The following is a 17478-nucleotide window of genomic DNA, read 5'->3' as shown; positions in this document are numbered from 1 at the left end:
GCTTGGAACCAAATAGAATTAACCTACAAGGTATTTCACGATAAAGATGGCTGACATCACCCAAACACTGAGCGATACATCACGACCTTTACCACTAAATAGCTTGATAGCAGAGTAAGCGATAAAACCTAGAGTGATACCTTCAGCAATTGAGAAAGTCAGTGGCATAACCAGACAAGTAACAACCACTGGTGACGCTTCAGTCAGGTCACGCCAATCGATACTTACTAAGCCAGACAGCATTAGGATCGCTACGTAAAATAGAGCGCCTGATGTTGCGTATGCTGGAATCATACCTGCAAGAGGTGAAAAGAATAGAGCCAGTAGGAATAGTACGCCAACAACCACAGCCGTCAGACCAGTACGACCACCAGCAGCTACACCCGCAACACTCTCAATGTAAGAAGTGGTGTTTGATGTACCCAGTAGAGCACCTACCGAAGTTGCAGTTGAATCAGCAAGCAAAGCTTTATTCAGGCGAGGAATGTTACCGTTTTCGTCGGTTAGACCTGCTTTTTGAGAAACGCCAACCAGCGTACCTGCAGTGTCGAACAAGTCAACGAATAGGAAAGCAAACACAACGGAGATCATGCCAACTTCAAACAAGCCAGAGAAGTCTAGTTGTAAAAACGTAGGAGCAATACTTGGTGGTGTCGACATCACACCGCCCCACTGAACGTCACCGAAAAGTAGGCCTAGTGCAGTCACACCAAGAATGGCAATCATTACCGCACCTTTCACACCACGGTGAACAAGCGAAATCGTCAGGAAGAAGCCGATTGCAGCAAGTACTGATGGTAACGACGTAATATTACCCATCGAAACCAGTGTCGCTGGGTTATCAACTACGATACCTGCATTTTTTAGTGCAATAAACGCAAGGAACAGACCGATACCCGCTGAAATACCAGTACGTAGAGAGTGAGGAATTGAGTTGATGATCCATTCGCGGATCTTGAACACACTTAATAGAATGAACAAAACACCAGAGACAAATACGGCAGCCAGTGCCACTTGCCATGTGTAACCCATTCCCAATACTACAGAGTAGGTAAAGAACGCGTTAAGCCCCATACCCGGAGCCTGTGCGATTGGGTAGTTTGCTACCAAACCCATAATGAAACAGCCAATGGCCGCAGCAAGACAGGTTGCTACAAAAATAGCGCCACGATCCATGCCTGTGTCAGATAGGATAGCTGGGTTTACAAAGATGATGTAAGCCATGGTCAGGAAGGTAGTAACACCTGCGATGATCTCAGTGCGCACATTTGTGCCATTTTCACTGAGCTTAAAGAGCCTTTCGAGCATGATCGAATCCTGTTAAAGGTAAAAAGTAAACGGTTGCGTAATCGATTGTGTGAATTATAAAGTTATCAAATAGCAAATTCTAGATAGAATCTTCACTCTAAATGGATTTTTTTGCAGGATATGAAACCCATTCGCTAGGATTCTTCACACGAAAAAAAATTAAGACTTAATAAACAATGACTAGCGAGTTAGGACACAAAACGTACAAAGAATACAAACTGAACAATGTTCTAAACTTTCAAAAGGAAAGCTCGATTTCTAGTTAGCTTTTAGAGCGTATTGCGTGAAGATATCGCATTAGACAGGACAAGCGATAAGGGAATTGGCACTTAGTGATGAATTTTTAGACAAGCCACGAAAAAGAACATAAAAAAACGCCACTCAAAATGAGTGGCGGCGAATCATGTCAGAACTATTACTGAAAAAAAATTCCAAATTATAGGGGTGAACAAACTGTTCAAGTCACATGCGTTGACAACTTACTTAGTAGCCAAAGCTTGTTGGGTATACAAAGTTACCGGTATATACAGATTTGCTATTCCAGAACATTGTACTTGGTAAACCTTTCATAACTATCACCTTCTTAATCAATTAATGCAGTCGTTGATTCTCAGTTCCTTGGAGGCGATTAACGGACTCATCCTTTGAGCATTTTATTCTTCTCTCTGAAGATGGTTATAAATATACCACCAAGAAATTTTATTACAAGATCTTTAGTGACTCAAATCACAAAAATTAGTCCAACACACAGATAAATTGCGATTAATGTAACTAAATTACACTTTTATAAATAAACGTGTGAGGAAATATGACAAAAATCTCATTGTGTCGTGATTCTCATTCATAAACTGTGACAATACTGAAAGAAATCGTGCGGTCACCGACTACTAGTCGCGTTCTTCAGGTGGTATCCTTGGGCTATTCAAGCCAGATGGCACTAGCAGTTTATGCTAACCATATGTAATTTTCACAATGCATATCTGGAAATATAGATAAAAAGGAGCTTTCCGTGTCTGAATTCCATTCTGAAATCAGTACCTTGTCACCCACTCCACTTTGGCGCTTTTTCGATAAGATTTGTTCTATCCCTCATCCATCGAAGCATGAGGAAGCACTGGCACAATACATTATCGGTTGGGCAACAGAGCAAGGATTTGACGTACGCCGTGATCCTACTGGTAACGTCTTCATCAAAAAGCCAGCCACTCCAGGTATGGAAAACAAAAAAGGTGTGGTTCTTCAAGCACACATCGACATGGTGCCGCAAAAGAACGAAGACACTGACCACGACTTTACTCAAGATCCAATTCAACCATACATCGATGGTGAATGGGTAACCGCAAAAGGCACTACTCTCGGAGCTGACAACGGCATCGGTATGGCATCTTGTCTTACGGTTCTTGCTTCTACCGACATTAAGCATGGCCCGATTGAAGTGCTGCTGACCATTGATGAAGAAGCAGGCATGACAGGCGCATTCGGGCTTGAGTCTGGCTGGTTAGAAGGTGAAATCCTGCTAAACACCGACTCTGAGCAAGAAGGTGAAGTCTACATGGGTTGTGCTGGCGGTATCGACGGTGCAATGACATTCGATATTACTCGTGATGCGATCCCAGCAGGCTTTGTCACTCGCCAACTAACACTAAAAGGCTTAAAAGGCGGCCACTCTGGTTGTGATATTCACACGGGTCGCGGCAATGCCAACAAATTACTGGGTCGCTTCCTGGCAGGTCACGCTCGTGAATTAGACCTTCGCTTGGTTGAATTCCGCGGTGGTAGCTTGCGTAATGCGATTCCTCGTGAAGCATTCGTTACTGTTGCACTTCCAGCAGAAAACCAAGACAAGCTTGCAGAGTTATTCAACTACTACACTGAGCTACTGAAAGCAGAGCTAGGTAAAGTAGAAACCGGTATTGTTACTTTCAACGAAGAGATTGCAACCGACGCTCAAGCGTTTGCTTCTGCAGACCAACAGCGCTTCATCGCGGCGCTTAATGCATGTCCAAACGGCGTTATTCGTATGAGTGACGAGATTGAAGGTGTCGTAGAAACCTCTTTGAACGTGGGTGTCATCACCACCGAAGAGAACAAAGTAACCGTACTGTGTCTAATCCGTTCTTTGATTGATTCTGGTCGTAGCCAAGTGGTTGGTATGCTGCATTCTGTTGCGGAACTGGCTGGCGCTCAAATCGAGTTCTCAGGTGCCTACCCTGGCTGGAAACCAGATGCAGATTCAGAGATCATGGCAATCTTCCGCGACATGTACGAAGGTATCTACGGTCACAAACCAAACATCATGGTGATCCATGCAGGTCTGGAGTGTGGCCTATTTAAAGAGCCTTACCCTAATATGGACATGGTATCTTTTGGTCCTACGATCAAATTCCCTCACTCTCCTGACGAAAAAGTGAAGATCGATACCGTTCAACTATTTTGGGATCAAATGGTCACTCTTTTGGAAGCGATTCCTGAAAAAGCATAATCACTTATTGCGTGAAAATAAGATAAAGTCAAAAAAGGGTGCAATCGCACCCTTTTTTATTGCAGATGATGCTAGCTGATTACACACGCGTTTGTGCGTAGGCTGCCAACTCATCCATTGAAGTCTTAGCTACCACTTCACCATCAATGTAGTAAGTGACAAAGTCGCCTTCACGTACGCCAGTCAACAATGCTTTGTCACCATTACTGTAAGTAATGTCCATTTGAATGGTGTTTTCGTCGATTTGTTCCATTTGGCCTTGCTCAATCACGCGATTATTCGCAAGAGGGCTAATTGGAGCAGTAGTCAGAGACTTATCTAATTGGTGGTTTACATCAATGTAAGTGTCCACCTTAGAATCAAAAATATGCGGCTTACCGTTTAACGGGTTTTTACCTGTCCAAAATTCCAATGAGTTAAATACGATATAATCAGCTGCGATCGCTACACCATAAACGGGTGCCATAAGCATGTTCAGACCACCACGAGCATAACGGTTATCGACAGCTTTTAAGTTAAAGCCCATAACATAACCAGTCACTGCATTACTGCCCACACAACCTGAAAGCGCAACTGCCACAGCAGTCATTACGCCAATTTTAGCTATTGCCTTTTTCATCAAAACCTCAGAGTAGAGTTTATTCGGTCAAAATCCGGCGCGGATATTAGCTAAATAAAAATGAGGAAAAAAGCCATATTTTGTCACTAAAAGTTTTATTATTACTTTTAAGACTCAATTAGTTAGAGGCTAAATAGTTACCTGCCAATATATAGAAATAACAAGATAAAACCGTTATAACTGGCGTCATATTTACAACATAAATCTCACACAAGACTGATTACTCGCGTTAATTAAAATAATTTGTCGTATCCTTAATCAAAATGATTAGTTTGATTATGACGCGATTGTTACATTGTTGAAAAACTATTGGAAAGAGATGGTTTTATGGTTAGAAGTAAAAGAAGCAAAACCTTTGAGCTCCTCGGATATCAAGTACAACCAGGTCAGCGATTAGAGATCGAATTCGAAGCCGCACAGCTTTATACGCACTCTCCTTTGTCGATTCCCGTAGAAATCATCCACGGAAAACAAGACGGCCCAGTACTGATGGTTAACGCTGCCATTCATGGGGATGAGCTCAACGGCGTTGAAATAGTACGTCAGATGATTAACCAATTAGATCCACAGAAGCTGAAAGGCACAGTTATTGCTGTTCCAATAGTGAACGTATTCGGATTTATCCATAAGTCTCGTTACTTACCAGACCGACGCGATCTCAACCGTTGCTTTCCGGGTAGTGAGAAAGGCGCGCTCGCATCGAGAATGGCATATGGCTTCTTTAATAACATCGCGAAACGTTGCAACTATATTATTGATTTACACACTGGTGCTATCCATCGTACCAACCTGCCACAAGTACGGGCGAATCTTAGTAACCCGGAAACATTACGAATAGCGAAAGCCTTTTCCACCCCAGTCATCATCGACTCAGCATTGCGCGACGGATCTTTGCGCAGTGAAGCGGAAAAATGTGATATTCCGGTGCTCACCTACGAAGCCGGCGAAGCGTTACGCTTTGATCCTCTCTCAATCAGTGCAGGTGTGTTGGGTATTCGCCGTGTTATGCAGGCAATAGGTATGCTGCGTGCAAGCCGTAAAAAATTCCCAGAGCCAGTGATCGCGAAATCCACCAGTTGGGTTCGTTCACCAGGAAATGGCATTTTGCGTACTGTGGTGAATTTGGGAGATAAAGTTGAACAAGGTGAAACTCTCGCCTATATCAGTTCTCCCCTCGGGCATATTGAGCTTGAACTCACCGCGCCTAAAAGCGGTCTGGTCATTGGCCAACACACACTACCTTTAGTAAATGAAGGTGATGCTATTTTCCACCTGTCTTACTTCAAACATGGTGACGATGAAGTTGGTCAAGCCGTGGAAAACTATATTGAAGAGCTGAACGAGTATGATGTTGAACAAGTCACGACTGGTCAAATCCCACTCGACGTTCAGTAAAGTACAAAGTTAGAAAATCGAAGCCTAGTTGTGTTAACGCTGGGCTTTTCCCTCCCAAAAGTAAAACTATGCTTCCTCATCAGATTGCCAAGCTATTAAAACAAAAGTTAGCCTCTGACTAGCTCTCAACTCCCAACAGAGATACCTCGTGCAAAGAAACACAATTGCACAGTGTTTTATTTATTTGTATGATACCTGTATTTGCTTGCATTCATACTATGTACAAAACCTTTTCTATTACTCTGATGAGTTTCGTATTCTCTACGTACAGTTTTGCCCAGTCATCAGACCTTATCGCCCAATACTTACAAGAACAAAACCAGCAGTCATCTTATGACGATCACTACGCCCATCCCGTTGCAGCGCAGTTAGATACAGAGGCTAAATCCACAGGGGTAATCTGGCGCGAAGATGGCAAACCAGATCACTGTCAATATGTTAAAAACCGATCTGCAGCTATAGATAATTTTGACTACGGTGAAGCGACCGATCTGTCCGATGGCTTACATCATTTCGATTTACCGCCAGTACATTCACCCAAGGTAAAAGTATCGCATCGCGTTTATGCCAATTCGCCAAATTTATTGCCAGGCAACCAGCAGTTCTCAACACCATCAGAAGGTTCAATCAGCCTTTCAATCTCATCGGACTGTTTTTGACTAACATAACACCTATAAAAAAGCCCTGAACAATACGTCAGGGCTTTTTAACATCACAAGTTAACTTGTCTAAATCGAAGTCTTATTCTTCGTCAGCTTCTGCTTCAGCATCACGCGCTTTACGAGCTTCTTCTTTACGAACTTTAGCTGCAAGTTGCTCAGCTTCACGCTCTTGACGTTGCGCTGCTTTACGTTCGTTGCGAACTACTTGGTTTTGAACAAAACCAGCCAGCTCTTGTTCAGCCCAAGCTTGAGCTTTCTCTTCACTTTCAAAACCAGTTTCACGCTTTGATACTACAGTTTTACGAGAAGTTACTTGGCGAGTGATCTCTGCGCTCCAGCCGTTACGTTTTTCAGTTACGCGGATAGCAAATTTTTGATTTTTTGACATTTAATTCATTTCCTAAGGGATTAATCAGGGATTCGGTCAACTTGATAACTCCATCTAAGCTGAGCTGTTTAACACCATCCCTTGGTAAGCGCGGTATTAGAGCATAAATCACCGTTGTTGGCTGCAAATTTTTTCCTTACTTTTTTAACTTCAGCGATTCATGGGGAATAGCCATGATAACAACGCGACTCAAGCTCATTTGATTTTTTCAAAGAAATACGCCACTCCGCAATTCCGTATACGCCCCGCTTAAAACCCACAAAGTAATTTCACTTTGACCACTTTAAATTCTCAGTGTCCATACAAGTGCAGTGATGCAATCAAGGGAATATATGCAGAAACTAGTAAGACTGACACGGTTAAATTTAACCCAACCGAGTTAAGAGCAGGTTAAAAATGTGAAGAGAAACACAATAAACCATCATCCATATGGATTAATTACTCTAAAAAACATATATAACCAGCCGTAATAAAAACAATTCTCAGTTAGATTATCAAATGAAATTAACAAAGACACTTTTGGCAGTACTCGTTACTGCCCTTGCAGGTTGCGATTCTAATGACGAAGCGACCACTGCTAACTCTGGACCAGATACTCAACTAACCAAATCGTGGGATGCCCATAGTACCTATGCTTCGGAAACAACCGTTTCTGGGACCAGTAGCGACACTGACGGCGTAGAGTCAGTGACCGTTTCAATCAATGGTACTGTTCATTATGCTGACTTCGATGGCCAAAACTTTTCACTAAAGATCAACTTGGTACCGGGCTTAAATAACTACACCGTGACGGCAACGGATTCACTAGGCAATCAAACATCATTGGAAGATCAAGTCTATTTCGGTCATCAAGTATCTGCTGGCGGCGCTCATAGTGGCGCTATCTTAGACGGAAAACTATGGACTTGGGGTCGTAATAACAAAGGACAAACTGGCCACGGGTATGTCAGTACTCTTGATGAAGAAAACCACCCAACCACTCCAACGGAACTGACCGTTATTAGCGAGGAACAAGCCATCTCATTTGTATCATTGGCATTCAACCAAAATGCCTCTATTGCACTTGATAGCACAGGTCAGGTTTGGGCTTGGGGTGACGGCGACGGAGGCCAACTTGGTTTGGGTGAAGACGATGACATATTGAGCGAAGAAGATGTATTAAGTCCGCAAAAAATATCCTCTTTGGAGAATATTATTTCTGTCGCTCGTGGATATGACCACACTGTAGTTCTCGACGAACTAGGCCAAGTGTATACCTTTGGTGAAAACGACAAAGGACAATTAGGTAACAACTCGCTAGAGGACTCCGACTTCCCGCTACAAGTTGAGATATCAGATATTATTCAAATTGAAGCTGGATCAGACAGTACTTACGCACTGGATATTAACGGCAACCTATACGGATGGGGGCAAAACAACAATGGTCAGATCGCACAAGGACAAGACTATATTGAAGATATCCTTATCCCTACTCTGATTAACTTACCTGAGAAAATCACCTCATTTTCAGCGGGTAAAGCACATGTCATTGCAATTGGGGCAAGTGGTCAGCTTTATGGTTGGGGTCTGAACGCAAGCAATCAATTAGGTAATGATGAGGACGAATCATGGCCAAGAGAGCTTTATGAAGCAACAGTATTACCTTGGGTTGAAGATGGCGTCATGGTTTGGGCAAACGGCAACCAAAGCTTTGTTGAAAGATCAGATGGCCAAATATACCCGTGGGGTAACAATGGTATGGGTACATTAGGACTAGAAACTGATGAGAGCCCTATCGCTCCGACGGTTGCAATTACAGACCTATCTTCGGTATTAGACATCGGTGCTGGCGCATTACACACCGTGGCTCTAAGATTCGACAGCGTATTGTTCACTTGGGGCTGGAGCTTTGAAGGGTCATTAGGGATCCCTAATCCAATTAATGCTTGGGGCTACTCTCTGCCACAGAAAGTGAAATGATGAAAAAGTCTTTATTATTTCTGTGCAGTATTTGGCTTTTTGGTTGTGACGGTTCATCGTCACAATCAGAAGATCAGCCAGCATACGTTGAACTTGGGCCAGCAGGTGGCGTAGCCACTGTTAGCTATGATGCAAACAACGGCTTTTTGCAATTTATTCCTGAATTGGACATCCAAGACTATCACGGAGCCTCTCAAGGCAGGGAGCTGTTCATCGCTACATGGCTTCCTGCTCCCGGAAGCCGTGAACTGCTCGATGGTTTCGGCCCTTTAGCAATAACGGATTCATGTACAGGTTGTCATGAAACATCAGCCAGAGCTGAATCACTGAAAAGTGATGGCAGTACAGGAGACGGCATTTTATTCCGCTTGGCAGATAAAAACGGTGCCGTCGACCCATTCCTTGGTGGACAGTTGCAAACTTTTTCTGCCGATGGGTCTCCAGAAGGCTCCGTGACTTGGACTAAAGGCAGCAGTGACGAAATTCTCTTTCATCTAAATGATGCAATGAATCCTCTCGCGGAAGGGGTGTCTTTAGGGCCTCGCCTCTCACCACAGCTGATTGGCATGGGGTTGCTGGATTTGGTTCCAGAATCAGTCATTCTTGACTATCAAGATATCGAAGACAGTAACTCTGATGGTATTTCAGGACGGGCACATCAGCTAGAAACATGTATCGGACGTTTCGGCTGGAAAGGCGTTCACTGTACTTTAGAAAGCCAAGTAGCAGGTGCTTTCCATCAGGATATGGGACTCACATCCAGCTACAACCCTGCAGAGCCTTGTACTGAACAACAAGAGGTTTGCGAATTGATGCCATCTGGCGGTTCGCCGGAAGTATCCGATGCTTCACTCGAAGCAATTAATGACTTCTTGACCATTCTTGCAGTGCCTGAACGACGCAACGGAAGCAGCATTGCTTTCCAGCAAGGTCGAAAGCTGTTTATGGATGTAGGCTGCAACGCTTGCCATCGAGAGTCACTGACGACAGGTGAAGTCTCTCGTTTCCCTATTTTAAGCAATCAAACCTTCTATCCATATACAGATTTGTTATTGCACGATATGGGAGCTGACTTAAGCGATGGTGTGAAAGAAGGCAGTGCAGAACCAGCAGAATGGAAAACCCCACCCTTATGGGGACTTGGTCTTATCGAAGGTGATGGTCAGAGCCGATTTTTACATGATGGTCGCGCTGAAGATCTGCAAAGTGCTATTTTGTGGCATGGCGGAGAAGCGCAATCCGCTAAACAAGCGTTTGTAGAGCTAACTAAAGAAGACAAACAGTTACTCTTAGATTTCCTTCGCTCCATTTAGCTAACAGCCGCGTTTAAATGCCAGTAAGCAATTGCTTACTGGCATTTTTTATTGCGTAACAACCAGAAAATACGCTGTAAACCAGTCACTCATACCCAGAAGCAGAAGTCATCACCATCAAAATTTCAAAGACACTATCGAGCATACTCTTGGTGAGAGTTTGGTTGGTAAAAACAAAAAGCGCAGACCTTTCGATCTGCGCTTTACGGTTTGTTAGCTGTTTATATAAAAAACAGAATTAACCGATGTTCTTACGTGCGTTTTGGAACATACGCATCCAAGCGCCGTTTTCACCCCAGCCTTCTGGAGACCAAGAGTTTGCAACCGTACGGAATACACGCTCTGGGTGAGGCATCATAATGGTTACACGGCCATCTGCTGTAGTCAGACCGGTAATCGCATTTGGCGAACCATTCGGGTTGTTCGGGTATTGTTGCGTTGGGTTACCGTTATTATCAACGTAACGCAGTGCTACAGTACCTGACGCTTCAATTGCGTTTAGGTGCTCACCGTCACGTACTTCTACACGACCTTCACCGTGAGAAACCGCGATAGGCATACGTGAGCCAGCCATGCCGTCGAAGAACACAGAATCAGACTTCTGTACTTCAACCAGACTAAAGCGTGCTTCAAAACGCTCAGATTCGTTGCGAACAAAACGTGGCCACAAGTCTGCACCCGGGATAAGTTCTTTCAGGTTAGAAAGCATCTGACAACCGTTACACACACCTAGAGAGAATGTCTCTTCACGGTTGAAGAACGCTTGGAACTGCTCACGAGCTTGTGCGTTAAACAGGATAGACTTCGCCCAACCTTCACCCGCACCTAGTACGTCACCGTAAGAGAAACCACCACACGCTACCAGACCTTGGTATTCATCAAGTACCGCTTGGCCTGTCAGAATATCGCTCATGTGGATGTCGGTTGCTTCAAAGCCAGCACGGTCAAATGCCGCTGCCATTTCAACGTGAGAGTTAACACCTTGCTCACGAAGAATCGCCATCTTAGGTTTCGCGCCTTTCGCAATGTAAGGTGCTGCGATATCTTCATTCACATCAAAGCTTAGAGATACGTTCAGACCTGGGTCCGTGTTGTCTTTCTTCGCTTCAAATTCTTGGTCTGCACATGCTGGGTTATCACGTAGAGCCTGCATTTTGTGCGTTGTTTCTGCCCAGATAACACGTAGTTCAGTACGTGAACGCTCAAGTACAACTGCATCACCAGACGTGATAACAAAGTTGTCTGAAGCTTCAACAGAACCAATCACATGTGAACATGCTTCTAAGCCATTCGCTGCTAGCGTAGACAGAACTGAATCCAGCTCTTCGTTCTTAACCTGAACAACTGCACCTAGCTCTTCGTTAAATAGAACTGCCAGCGCATCTTCGCCCAGACCTTCGATGTTCGCTTTCACACCACAGTGACCAGCGAATGCCATCTCAGCAAGTGTTACAAACAGACCGCCGTCACCTTTATCGTGGTAAGCAACAAGCTTGTCATCACGAACCAGTGTTTGCATTGCATCGAAGAAGCCTTTTAGCTGTTCTGCGTTGTCTACGTCTGCAGGCTTGTCACCAAGTTGCTTGTAAACCTGTGCCAGTGCTGTTGCACCCAGACGGTTTTTGCCGTTACCCAGGTCAACAAGAACAAGTGAAGAATCACCTTTGTCAGTGCGTAGCTGAGGCGTTACTGTCTTACGTACGTCTTCAACACGGCCAAACGCAGTGATTACTAGCGATAGTGGCGAAGTAACTTCTTTGCTTTCACCATTTTCTTCCCACTTGGTCTTCATCGACATTGAGTCTTTACCAACAGGGATAGTCAAACCTAGCGCCGGACATAGCTCTTCGCCCACAGCTTTCACTGCTTCGTAAAGACCTGCATCTTCACCTGGGTGACCCGCTGGAGACATCCAGTTCGCAGAGAGTTTAATGCGCTTGATATCACCGATGTCAGTCGCCGCGATGTTAGTTAGTGACTCACCAACCGCCAGACGAGCAGACGCGCCGAAGTCTAGTAGAGCAACCGGAGTACGCTCACCCATCGACATCGCTTCACCGTGGTATGTGTCGTAACTTGCCGCCGTAACTGCACAGTTCGCTACAGGAACCTGCCAAGGACCAACCATCTGGTCACGAGCAACCAAACCTGTAACAGAGCGGTCACCGATAGTAATCAGGAACGTTTTCTCTGCAACCGTTGGTAGACGAAGAACGCGATCTGCCGCTTCGTTGATTTCAATACCGTCACGTGCAATCGCTGGGCTATCTACTTTCAATGTCGTTGCTTCACGGTGCATCTTCGGTGTTTTACCAAGCAAGATATCCATTGGCATATCAATTGGCGTGTTGTCGAAGTGAGAGTCTTCTAGTGTCAGATGACGTTCTTCTGTTGCCACACCAACCACTGCGTAAGGTGCACGCTCACGCTTACAGATTGCATCGAATGCTTCCATATGTTCTGGCGCAACTGCAAGAACGTAACGTTCCTGAGATTCGTTACACCAGATTTCCAGCGGGCTCATGCTCAATTCATCATTTGGTACATCACGTAGCTGGAACTTACCGCCACGCTCGCCATCGTCACAAAGCTCAGGAAGTGCGTTAGAGATACCGCCCGCGCCCACATCGTGGATAAATGCGATTGGGTTCTCTTCACCTAGCTGCCAACAACGGTCGATAACTTCCTGACAACGACGTTCCATCTCTGGGTTTTCACGCTGTACTGAAGCAAAGTCCAGATCTTCTGCTGACTGACCAGACGCCATTGAAGACGCAGCGCCACCACCAAGACCGATGTTCATTGCAGGACCACCAAGTACGATTAGGCTCGCACCTACTGGGATCTCTTTCTTCTGTACGTGTTCGTCACGGATATTACCCATACCACCAGCAATCATGATTGGCTTGTGGTAACCACGAATTTCTTCACCTGCGTGAGAAGTCACTTTCTCTTCGTAGGTACGGAAGTAGCCTAATAGGTTTGGACGACCAAATTCGTTGTTGAATGCTGCGCCACCCAGAGGGCCTTCAAGCATGATATCTAATGCGTTTACGATTCGACCTGGCTTGCCAAAGTCGGTTTCCCAAGGCTGTTCAAAGCCAGGGATACGTAAGTTAGATGTTGTGAAACCAACCAGACCCGCTTTTGGTTTACCACCGATACCGGTCGCGCCTTCGTCACGGATTTCACCACCAGAACCTGTTGAAGCACCTGGCCATGGAGAGATTGCTGTTGGGTGGTTGTGCGTCTCTACCTTCATCAAGATGTGCGCATCTTCATGGTGGTAAGTGTATTGACGTGATTTAGGATCTGGGAAGAAACGACCAACTTTAGAACCTGTCATTACCGCTGCGTTATCTTTGTAAGCAGACAGAACGTGGTCTGGCGTCGTTTCAAATGTGTTTTTGATCATCTTAAACAGAGACTTCTCTTGGTCTACGCCATCGATAGTCCAGTCTGCATTAAAGATCTTATGACGACAGTGCTCCGAGTTCGCCTGAGCAAACATCATCAACTCGATGTCGTTTGGATTACGACCTAACTTAGTGAAGTTCTCTACTAAGTAATCAATTTCATCTTCTGCTAGCGCCAAGCCAAGTGAAACGTTTGCTTCTTCAAGCGCAAGACGACCACCAGCTAAGATATCAACGTGCGCCACTGGAGCTGGCTCTGCCACAGTAAATAGTGCAGAAGCGGCTTCAAGCTCGGTAAACACCGTTTCCATCATGCGGTCGTGGATTAGGGCTTTAACTGTGTCGATTTGAGCATCAGAAAGTGTCGCAGACGTTTCTACGTAGTACGCTGTACCACGCTCCAGACGCTTAACATTGTCCAGACCACAGTTGATAGCAATATCGGTAGATTTAGAAGACCAAGGCGAAATAGTGCCAGGACGAGGCGTAACAAGAAGTAGAAGACCTTCAGGCTCGTGCTCTTCGATCGTTGGACCGTAAGTCAGCAACTTTTCAAGCTTTTCTAACTCTTGGTCATCAAGGTCAGATTTTAGATCCGCAAAGTGCATAAACTCGGCGTAAATGCCGGTTACAGGCAGATCTTGTTCACGACAAAGTTCCAATAGTTTGTTAACACGGAACTCAGAAAGAGCTGGGGAGCCACGCAAAATTCTCATGTGCTTAGGTCTCTTATGCAATTGATTAAGGTGATATTGGAATAAATTCAGCCACTTAGGCGTAAAAAGCCGAACTTATACCGATTCCACCTCTCCTTTGCGAGCGCATTATATAGCAATTGTTTTTGTGATGTAACACCAAAAGCAACCGTTTGCGTCAATTTTTTTATCAAATTTGAATTATAACCAAAATGTCGATAAAACACGCAATGTCGCACTCTATGTGTGCGATTCCCTTTGCCCCACCACTTCCCTTTGATATAAAGGTAGTTAGAAATTTCTCGAGAAGTACCAATTAATGCAAATTAGCCAGCTCAACCGACTTAAGCGCAGCGTCCTACTTTTCGCTTCTGTGCTACTACTTTCTGCCTGCCAAATTGAGTCGACCCCAAAAAGTGAATTCCAAAAAATCCAGGAACGTGGCGTTCTTCGAGTTGGCACACTGAATAACCAGCTCTCTTATTACATAGGTCCCGATGGCCCTGCCGGCCTGGATTATGAGCTTGCACGTCAGTTCGCAGAAGAACTCGGGGTGAAGCTAGAAATTAAACCCGCTTTTCGCCAAGCCGATCTTTTTCCGGCACTCAAGAAAGGCGACATTGATATTATTGCCACAGGTTTGAACCAGACTTCTCAAGCGGTAAAGCGTTTTCGACCTGGCCCTGCCTACTACTATGTCAGCCAGCAAGTCGTGTATAAAAAGGGGCAGCTGAGGCCTCGTAGTATTGAGCGATTGATAAAATATCAAGCGACTCAGGCTGACGAAGCCGATGCCGATAGCAACGCGGCAGCTAATACACTGCAAATCGTCGAGCAATCACAATATGTTCCGACACTAACGGCATTAAAAAAGCAGTATCCTGAGCTACAGTTTGAAATCGTTGGCAATGCAGATACCAGAGATTTGCTGAAACGCGTATCCACAGGCGAATTGCGCTTCACGGTGACGGACTCAGTTGAGCTTTCACTGGCCCAGCGCCTTTACCCAGATTTAGCTTTAGCATTTGAGTTAACGGAAGACCAACCGGTGTCTTGGTTTACCCGCCGTTCCGAAGATGAAAGCTTATACGCGATGCTGATAGAGTTTTTCGGCAACATCAAGCAATCGGGTGAACTCGCCTCCTTGGAAGAAAAATACATTGGCCATATTGAAGCCTTTGATTATGTGGATACTCGGGCTTTCATTCGTGCACTGGATGACAAACTCCCTAAATGGTCTCCCCTATTCCAAAAGTACAGCGAAGAGTTTGATTGGCGCTTAATCGCAGCGTTGGCTTATCAAGAATCTCATTGGAAACCAAAAGCGAAGTCTCCAACTGGCGTGCGCGGCATGATGATGCTCACCTTACCTACGGCGAAAAGCGTCGGCGTGACCAACCGTCTCGATCCTGAGCAATCTATTCGTGGTGGTGTCGAGTACCTGCGCCGGATTGTCGCTCGCGTACCCGAAACGATTAGCGATCATGAAAAGATTTGGTTCGCACTGGCGTCTTATAACATTGGCTATGGTCATATGCTGGACGCTCGACGCCTGACAAAAGCTCAGGGCGGCGATCCCAATGCGTGGGCGGACGTAAAAGACAGGCTACCATTACTGCGTCAAAAGCGTTTCTACAGCCAAACGCGTTACGGTTATGCCCGAGGAGATGAGGCGCGTAATTACGTTGAAAATATTCGTCGTTACTATCAGTCAATTATCGGCCACGTCAGTCAGAAGCCAGCTACCGATGAAAGCACTGAAGATCTGCAAGTCATCCCACCGCTTAATCCCGACACCCTCACGTCAGGTGCAGTAGAAAGTATCGCTGAGACAGTATCGGGCGCAGTAGAGAGTGTATCGGAACCAACAACAGAACAGATAGAGGATGAAAAGCCGGAGGTTTCAGGCGCTTCTGGTACGACAGAAGAAAACCAAACAACGTCAGAAGTCGAACCCGAATAAGGCTCAAACATCGAATTAAAAATGGCGAGTGAATAGCTCGTCATTTTTTGTTGAGTCTTTGAACAAACTTATCTAGAATCGATCTTTCCGAGTTCGGTCAGCATCATAAAGTAAGTGCAAACAAACTTAATGACCAATATTGTAACCACTTAATATTTAAACGTTATTTAGATATTTTGAGCGCAATATACTCGGCTGGCTACCCTCTCCCGATTAAACATGACGCTGATTATTAGAATGTCATCTAATGGTTGTCCACTAATCTGAGGTCGGGATATGAACGTCATTGCGATTGAAAATTACATCGATGACGCTCGGCCCATTATCAGTGTTGCAATTTCCCATGCCTAACTGGACGCCAACTACACTCCACGTTTGTGTAAGTGGGGTTGAATACGTTGTGTATGAACAAGTGAATTGTTTAACGTGATAACGATGAGTTTAGGTTAGTTAGACACAATCAGTGTCTACTTGAGGGTGTTCGTAGTCTTGTCTGCTAGAGGTTTAGAATATGAGAAGACGTAAGGTTCAGTCAAAGCGTTTGCATAATACAGTGGCGGCAATTCGTCGTAAGCGCAAACTGACGAGCATGAAAAAGAAAATCAGTGAACGCCATCGTGTTTTCATTCACTTAGTGAATCACTGATCAAGAAGCAAACATCTACCCGAACGTAGATGTTTGCTGAATCTCTCTTCCTTAATTCCCATTTTTTGTCTGATCACTCTGTAACGCTTTTTCAGCCTGCTTCTTTGCCTTAATCTCTTTACGGCGGCGTTTAAAAAAAGCTTGGAGCTGATCTCGGCACTCGGCTTCTAAGAGCCCTTTTTCAACCATTGCATAATGGTATGCTGCCTGACTTTCGAACAGGTTTAACACTGTCCCTGCTGCCCCGGCTTTCAGGTCCGGCGCACCGAATACCACTCGCTTAACACGGCTGTGTAACAGCGCTCCAGCACACATCGGGCAAGGTTCTAATGTCACATAAAGCGTAGTATCCAATAAACGATAGTTCTCTAATACTTGTCCCGCTTTGCGCAGAGTCTGAATTTCTGCATGGGCAGTCGCGTCATGAGTACAAATAGAGCGGTTCCAGCCCTCTGCAATAACCTCTCCATCTTTTACTAAGACGGCTCCAACAGGCACCTCTCCTTCCGCTTCAGCCAGCTCAGCCAATTCGATGGCTCTACGCATAAATTGTTCGTCTTGAGGAGTAAATTGAAGGTCTGACAAAGGGACTCCAGATTAGTGAATGTGCGACAGGCCAATATTACCACTAA

The 17478-nt window shown here is 45.1% G+C and carries 11 protein-coding genes; 6 read left to right on the top strand and 5 right to left on the bottom strand.

Going from position 1 to position 17478, the window contains the following annotated elements:
• Positions 1–18: 18 nt before the first annotated feature.
• Positions 19–1308, bottom strand: a complete 1290-nt coding sequence (locus tag VEJY3_RS03160; protein ID WP_014231002.1) for an NCS2 family permease — start codon at positions 1306–1308, stop codon at positions 19–21.
• A gap of 1009 nt (positions 1309–2317) precedes the next feature.
• On the opposite strand from VEJY3_RS03160, the gene VEJY3_RS03155 reads away from it, so the two are divergent.
• Positions 2318–3790, top strand: a complete 1473-nt coding sequence (locus tag VEJY3_RS03155) for an aminoacyl-histidine dipeptidase (protein WP_014231001.1) — start codon at positions 2318–2320, stop codon at positions 3788–3790.
• Positions 3791–3869: 79 nt separating this feature from the next.
• Here the strand turns inward: VEJY3_RS03155 and VEJY3_RS03150 are convergent, their stop codons facing one another.
• The gene (locus tag VEJY3_RS03150) at positions 3870–4409 is read right to left on the bottom strand and encodes a DUF3332 domain-containing protein (RefSeq protein WP_014231000.1); all 540 of its coding nucleotides are present in this window, start codon (positions 4407–4409) and stop codon (positions 3870–3872) included.
• Positions 4410–4736: 327 nt separating this feature from the next.
• Between VEJY3_RS03150 and VEJY3_RS03145 the strand changes: the two genes are divergently transcribed.
• Together VEJY3_RS03145 and VEJY3_RS03140 are read left to right on the top strand one after the other, a co-directional pair.
• The gene (locus tag VEJY3_RS03145; protein WP_014230999.1) at positions 4737–5804 is read left to right on the top strand and encodes a succinylglutamate desuccinylase/aspartoacylase family protein; all 1068 of its coding nucleotides are present in this window, start codon (positions 4737–4739) and stop codon (positions 5802–5804) included.
• A gap of 218 nt (positions 5805–6022) precedes the next feature.
• Positions 6023–6463 (top strand): hypothetical protein, encoded by a 441-nt coding sequence (locus tag VEJY3_RS03140; RefSeq protein ID WP_014230998.1) that lies wholly within the window; start codon positions 6023–6025, stop codon positions 6461–6463.
• Positions 6464–6545: 82 nt separating this feature from the next.
• Here the strand turns inward: VEJY3_RS03140 and VEJY3_RS03135 are convergent, their stop codons facing one another.
• Positions 6546–6854, bottom strand: a complete 309-nt coding sequence (locus tag VEJY3_RS03135; RefSeq protein ID WP_014230997.1) for a DUF3622 domain-containing protein — start codon at positions 6852–6854, stop codon at positions 6546–6548.
• A gap of 498 nt (positions 6855–7352) precedes the next feature.
• On the opposite strand from VEJY3_RS03135, the gene VEJY3_RS03130 reads away from it, so the two are divergent.
• Positions 7353–8813: a regulator of chromosome condensation gene (locus VEJY3_RS03130; protein WP_014230996.1), complete on the top strand. Its 1461-nt coding sequence runs from the start codon at positions 7353–7355 to the stop codon at positions 8811–8813.
• Positions 8813–10126: a di-heme oxidoredictase family protein gene (locus tag VEJY3_RS03125; RefSeq protein ID WP_014230995.1), complete on the top strand. Its 1314-nt coding sequence runs from the start codon at positions 8813–8815 to the stop codon at positions 10124–10126. The genes VEJY3_RS03130 and VEJY3_RS03125 overlap by 1 nt, the downstream gene beginning before the upstream one ends.
• Before the next feature lie 238 nt (positions 10127–10364).
• Here the strand turns inward: VEJY3_RS03125 and purL are convergent, their stop codons facing one another.
• Positions 10365–14258, bottom strand: coding sequence for a phosphoribosylformylglycinamidine synthase (purL, locus tag VEJY3_RS03120; protein ID WP_014230994.1), 3894 nt, complete (start codon positions 14256–14258; stop codon positions 10365–10367).
• 298 nt (positions 14259–14556) lie between these two features.
• On the opposite strand from purL, the gene mltF reads away from it, so the two are divergent.
• Entirely contained in the window at positions 14557–16200 is a 1644-nt protein-coding gene (gene mltF / locus VEJY3_RS03115; RefSeq protein ID WP_014230993.1) for a membrane-bound lytic murein transglycosylase MltF, read from the top strand.
• 697 nt (positions 16201–16897) lie between these two features.
• On the opposite strand, the gene tadA is transcribed toward mltF, so the two are convergent.
• Positions 16898–17431 carry a tRNA adenosine(34) deaminase TadA gene (tadA, locus tag VEJY3_RS03110; RefSeq protein ID WP_014230992.1) on the bottom strand — a complete coding sequence of 178 codons (534 nt, stop codon included), beginning with the start codon at positions 17429–17431 and terminating at the stop codon, positions 16898–16900.
• Positions 17432–17478: the final 47 nt, after the last annotated feature.

It is taken from the genome of Vibrio sp. EJY3, assembly GCF_000241385.1.
GTDB classification, from domain to species: domain Bacteria; phylum Pseudomonadota; class Gammaproteobacteria; order Enterobacterales; family Vibrionaceae; genus Vibrio; species Vibrio natriegens.
Note: the sequence above shows the minus strand (reverse complement) of the source record. Positions and strands in the feature narration are given on the sequence as shown.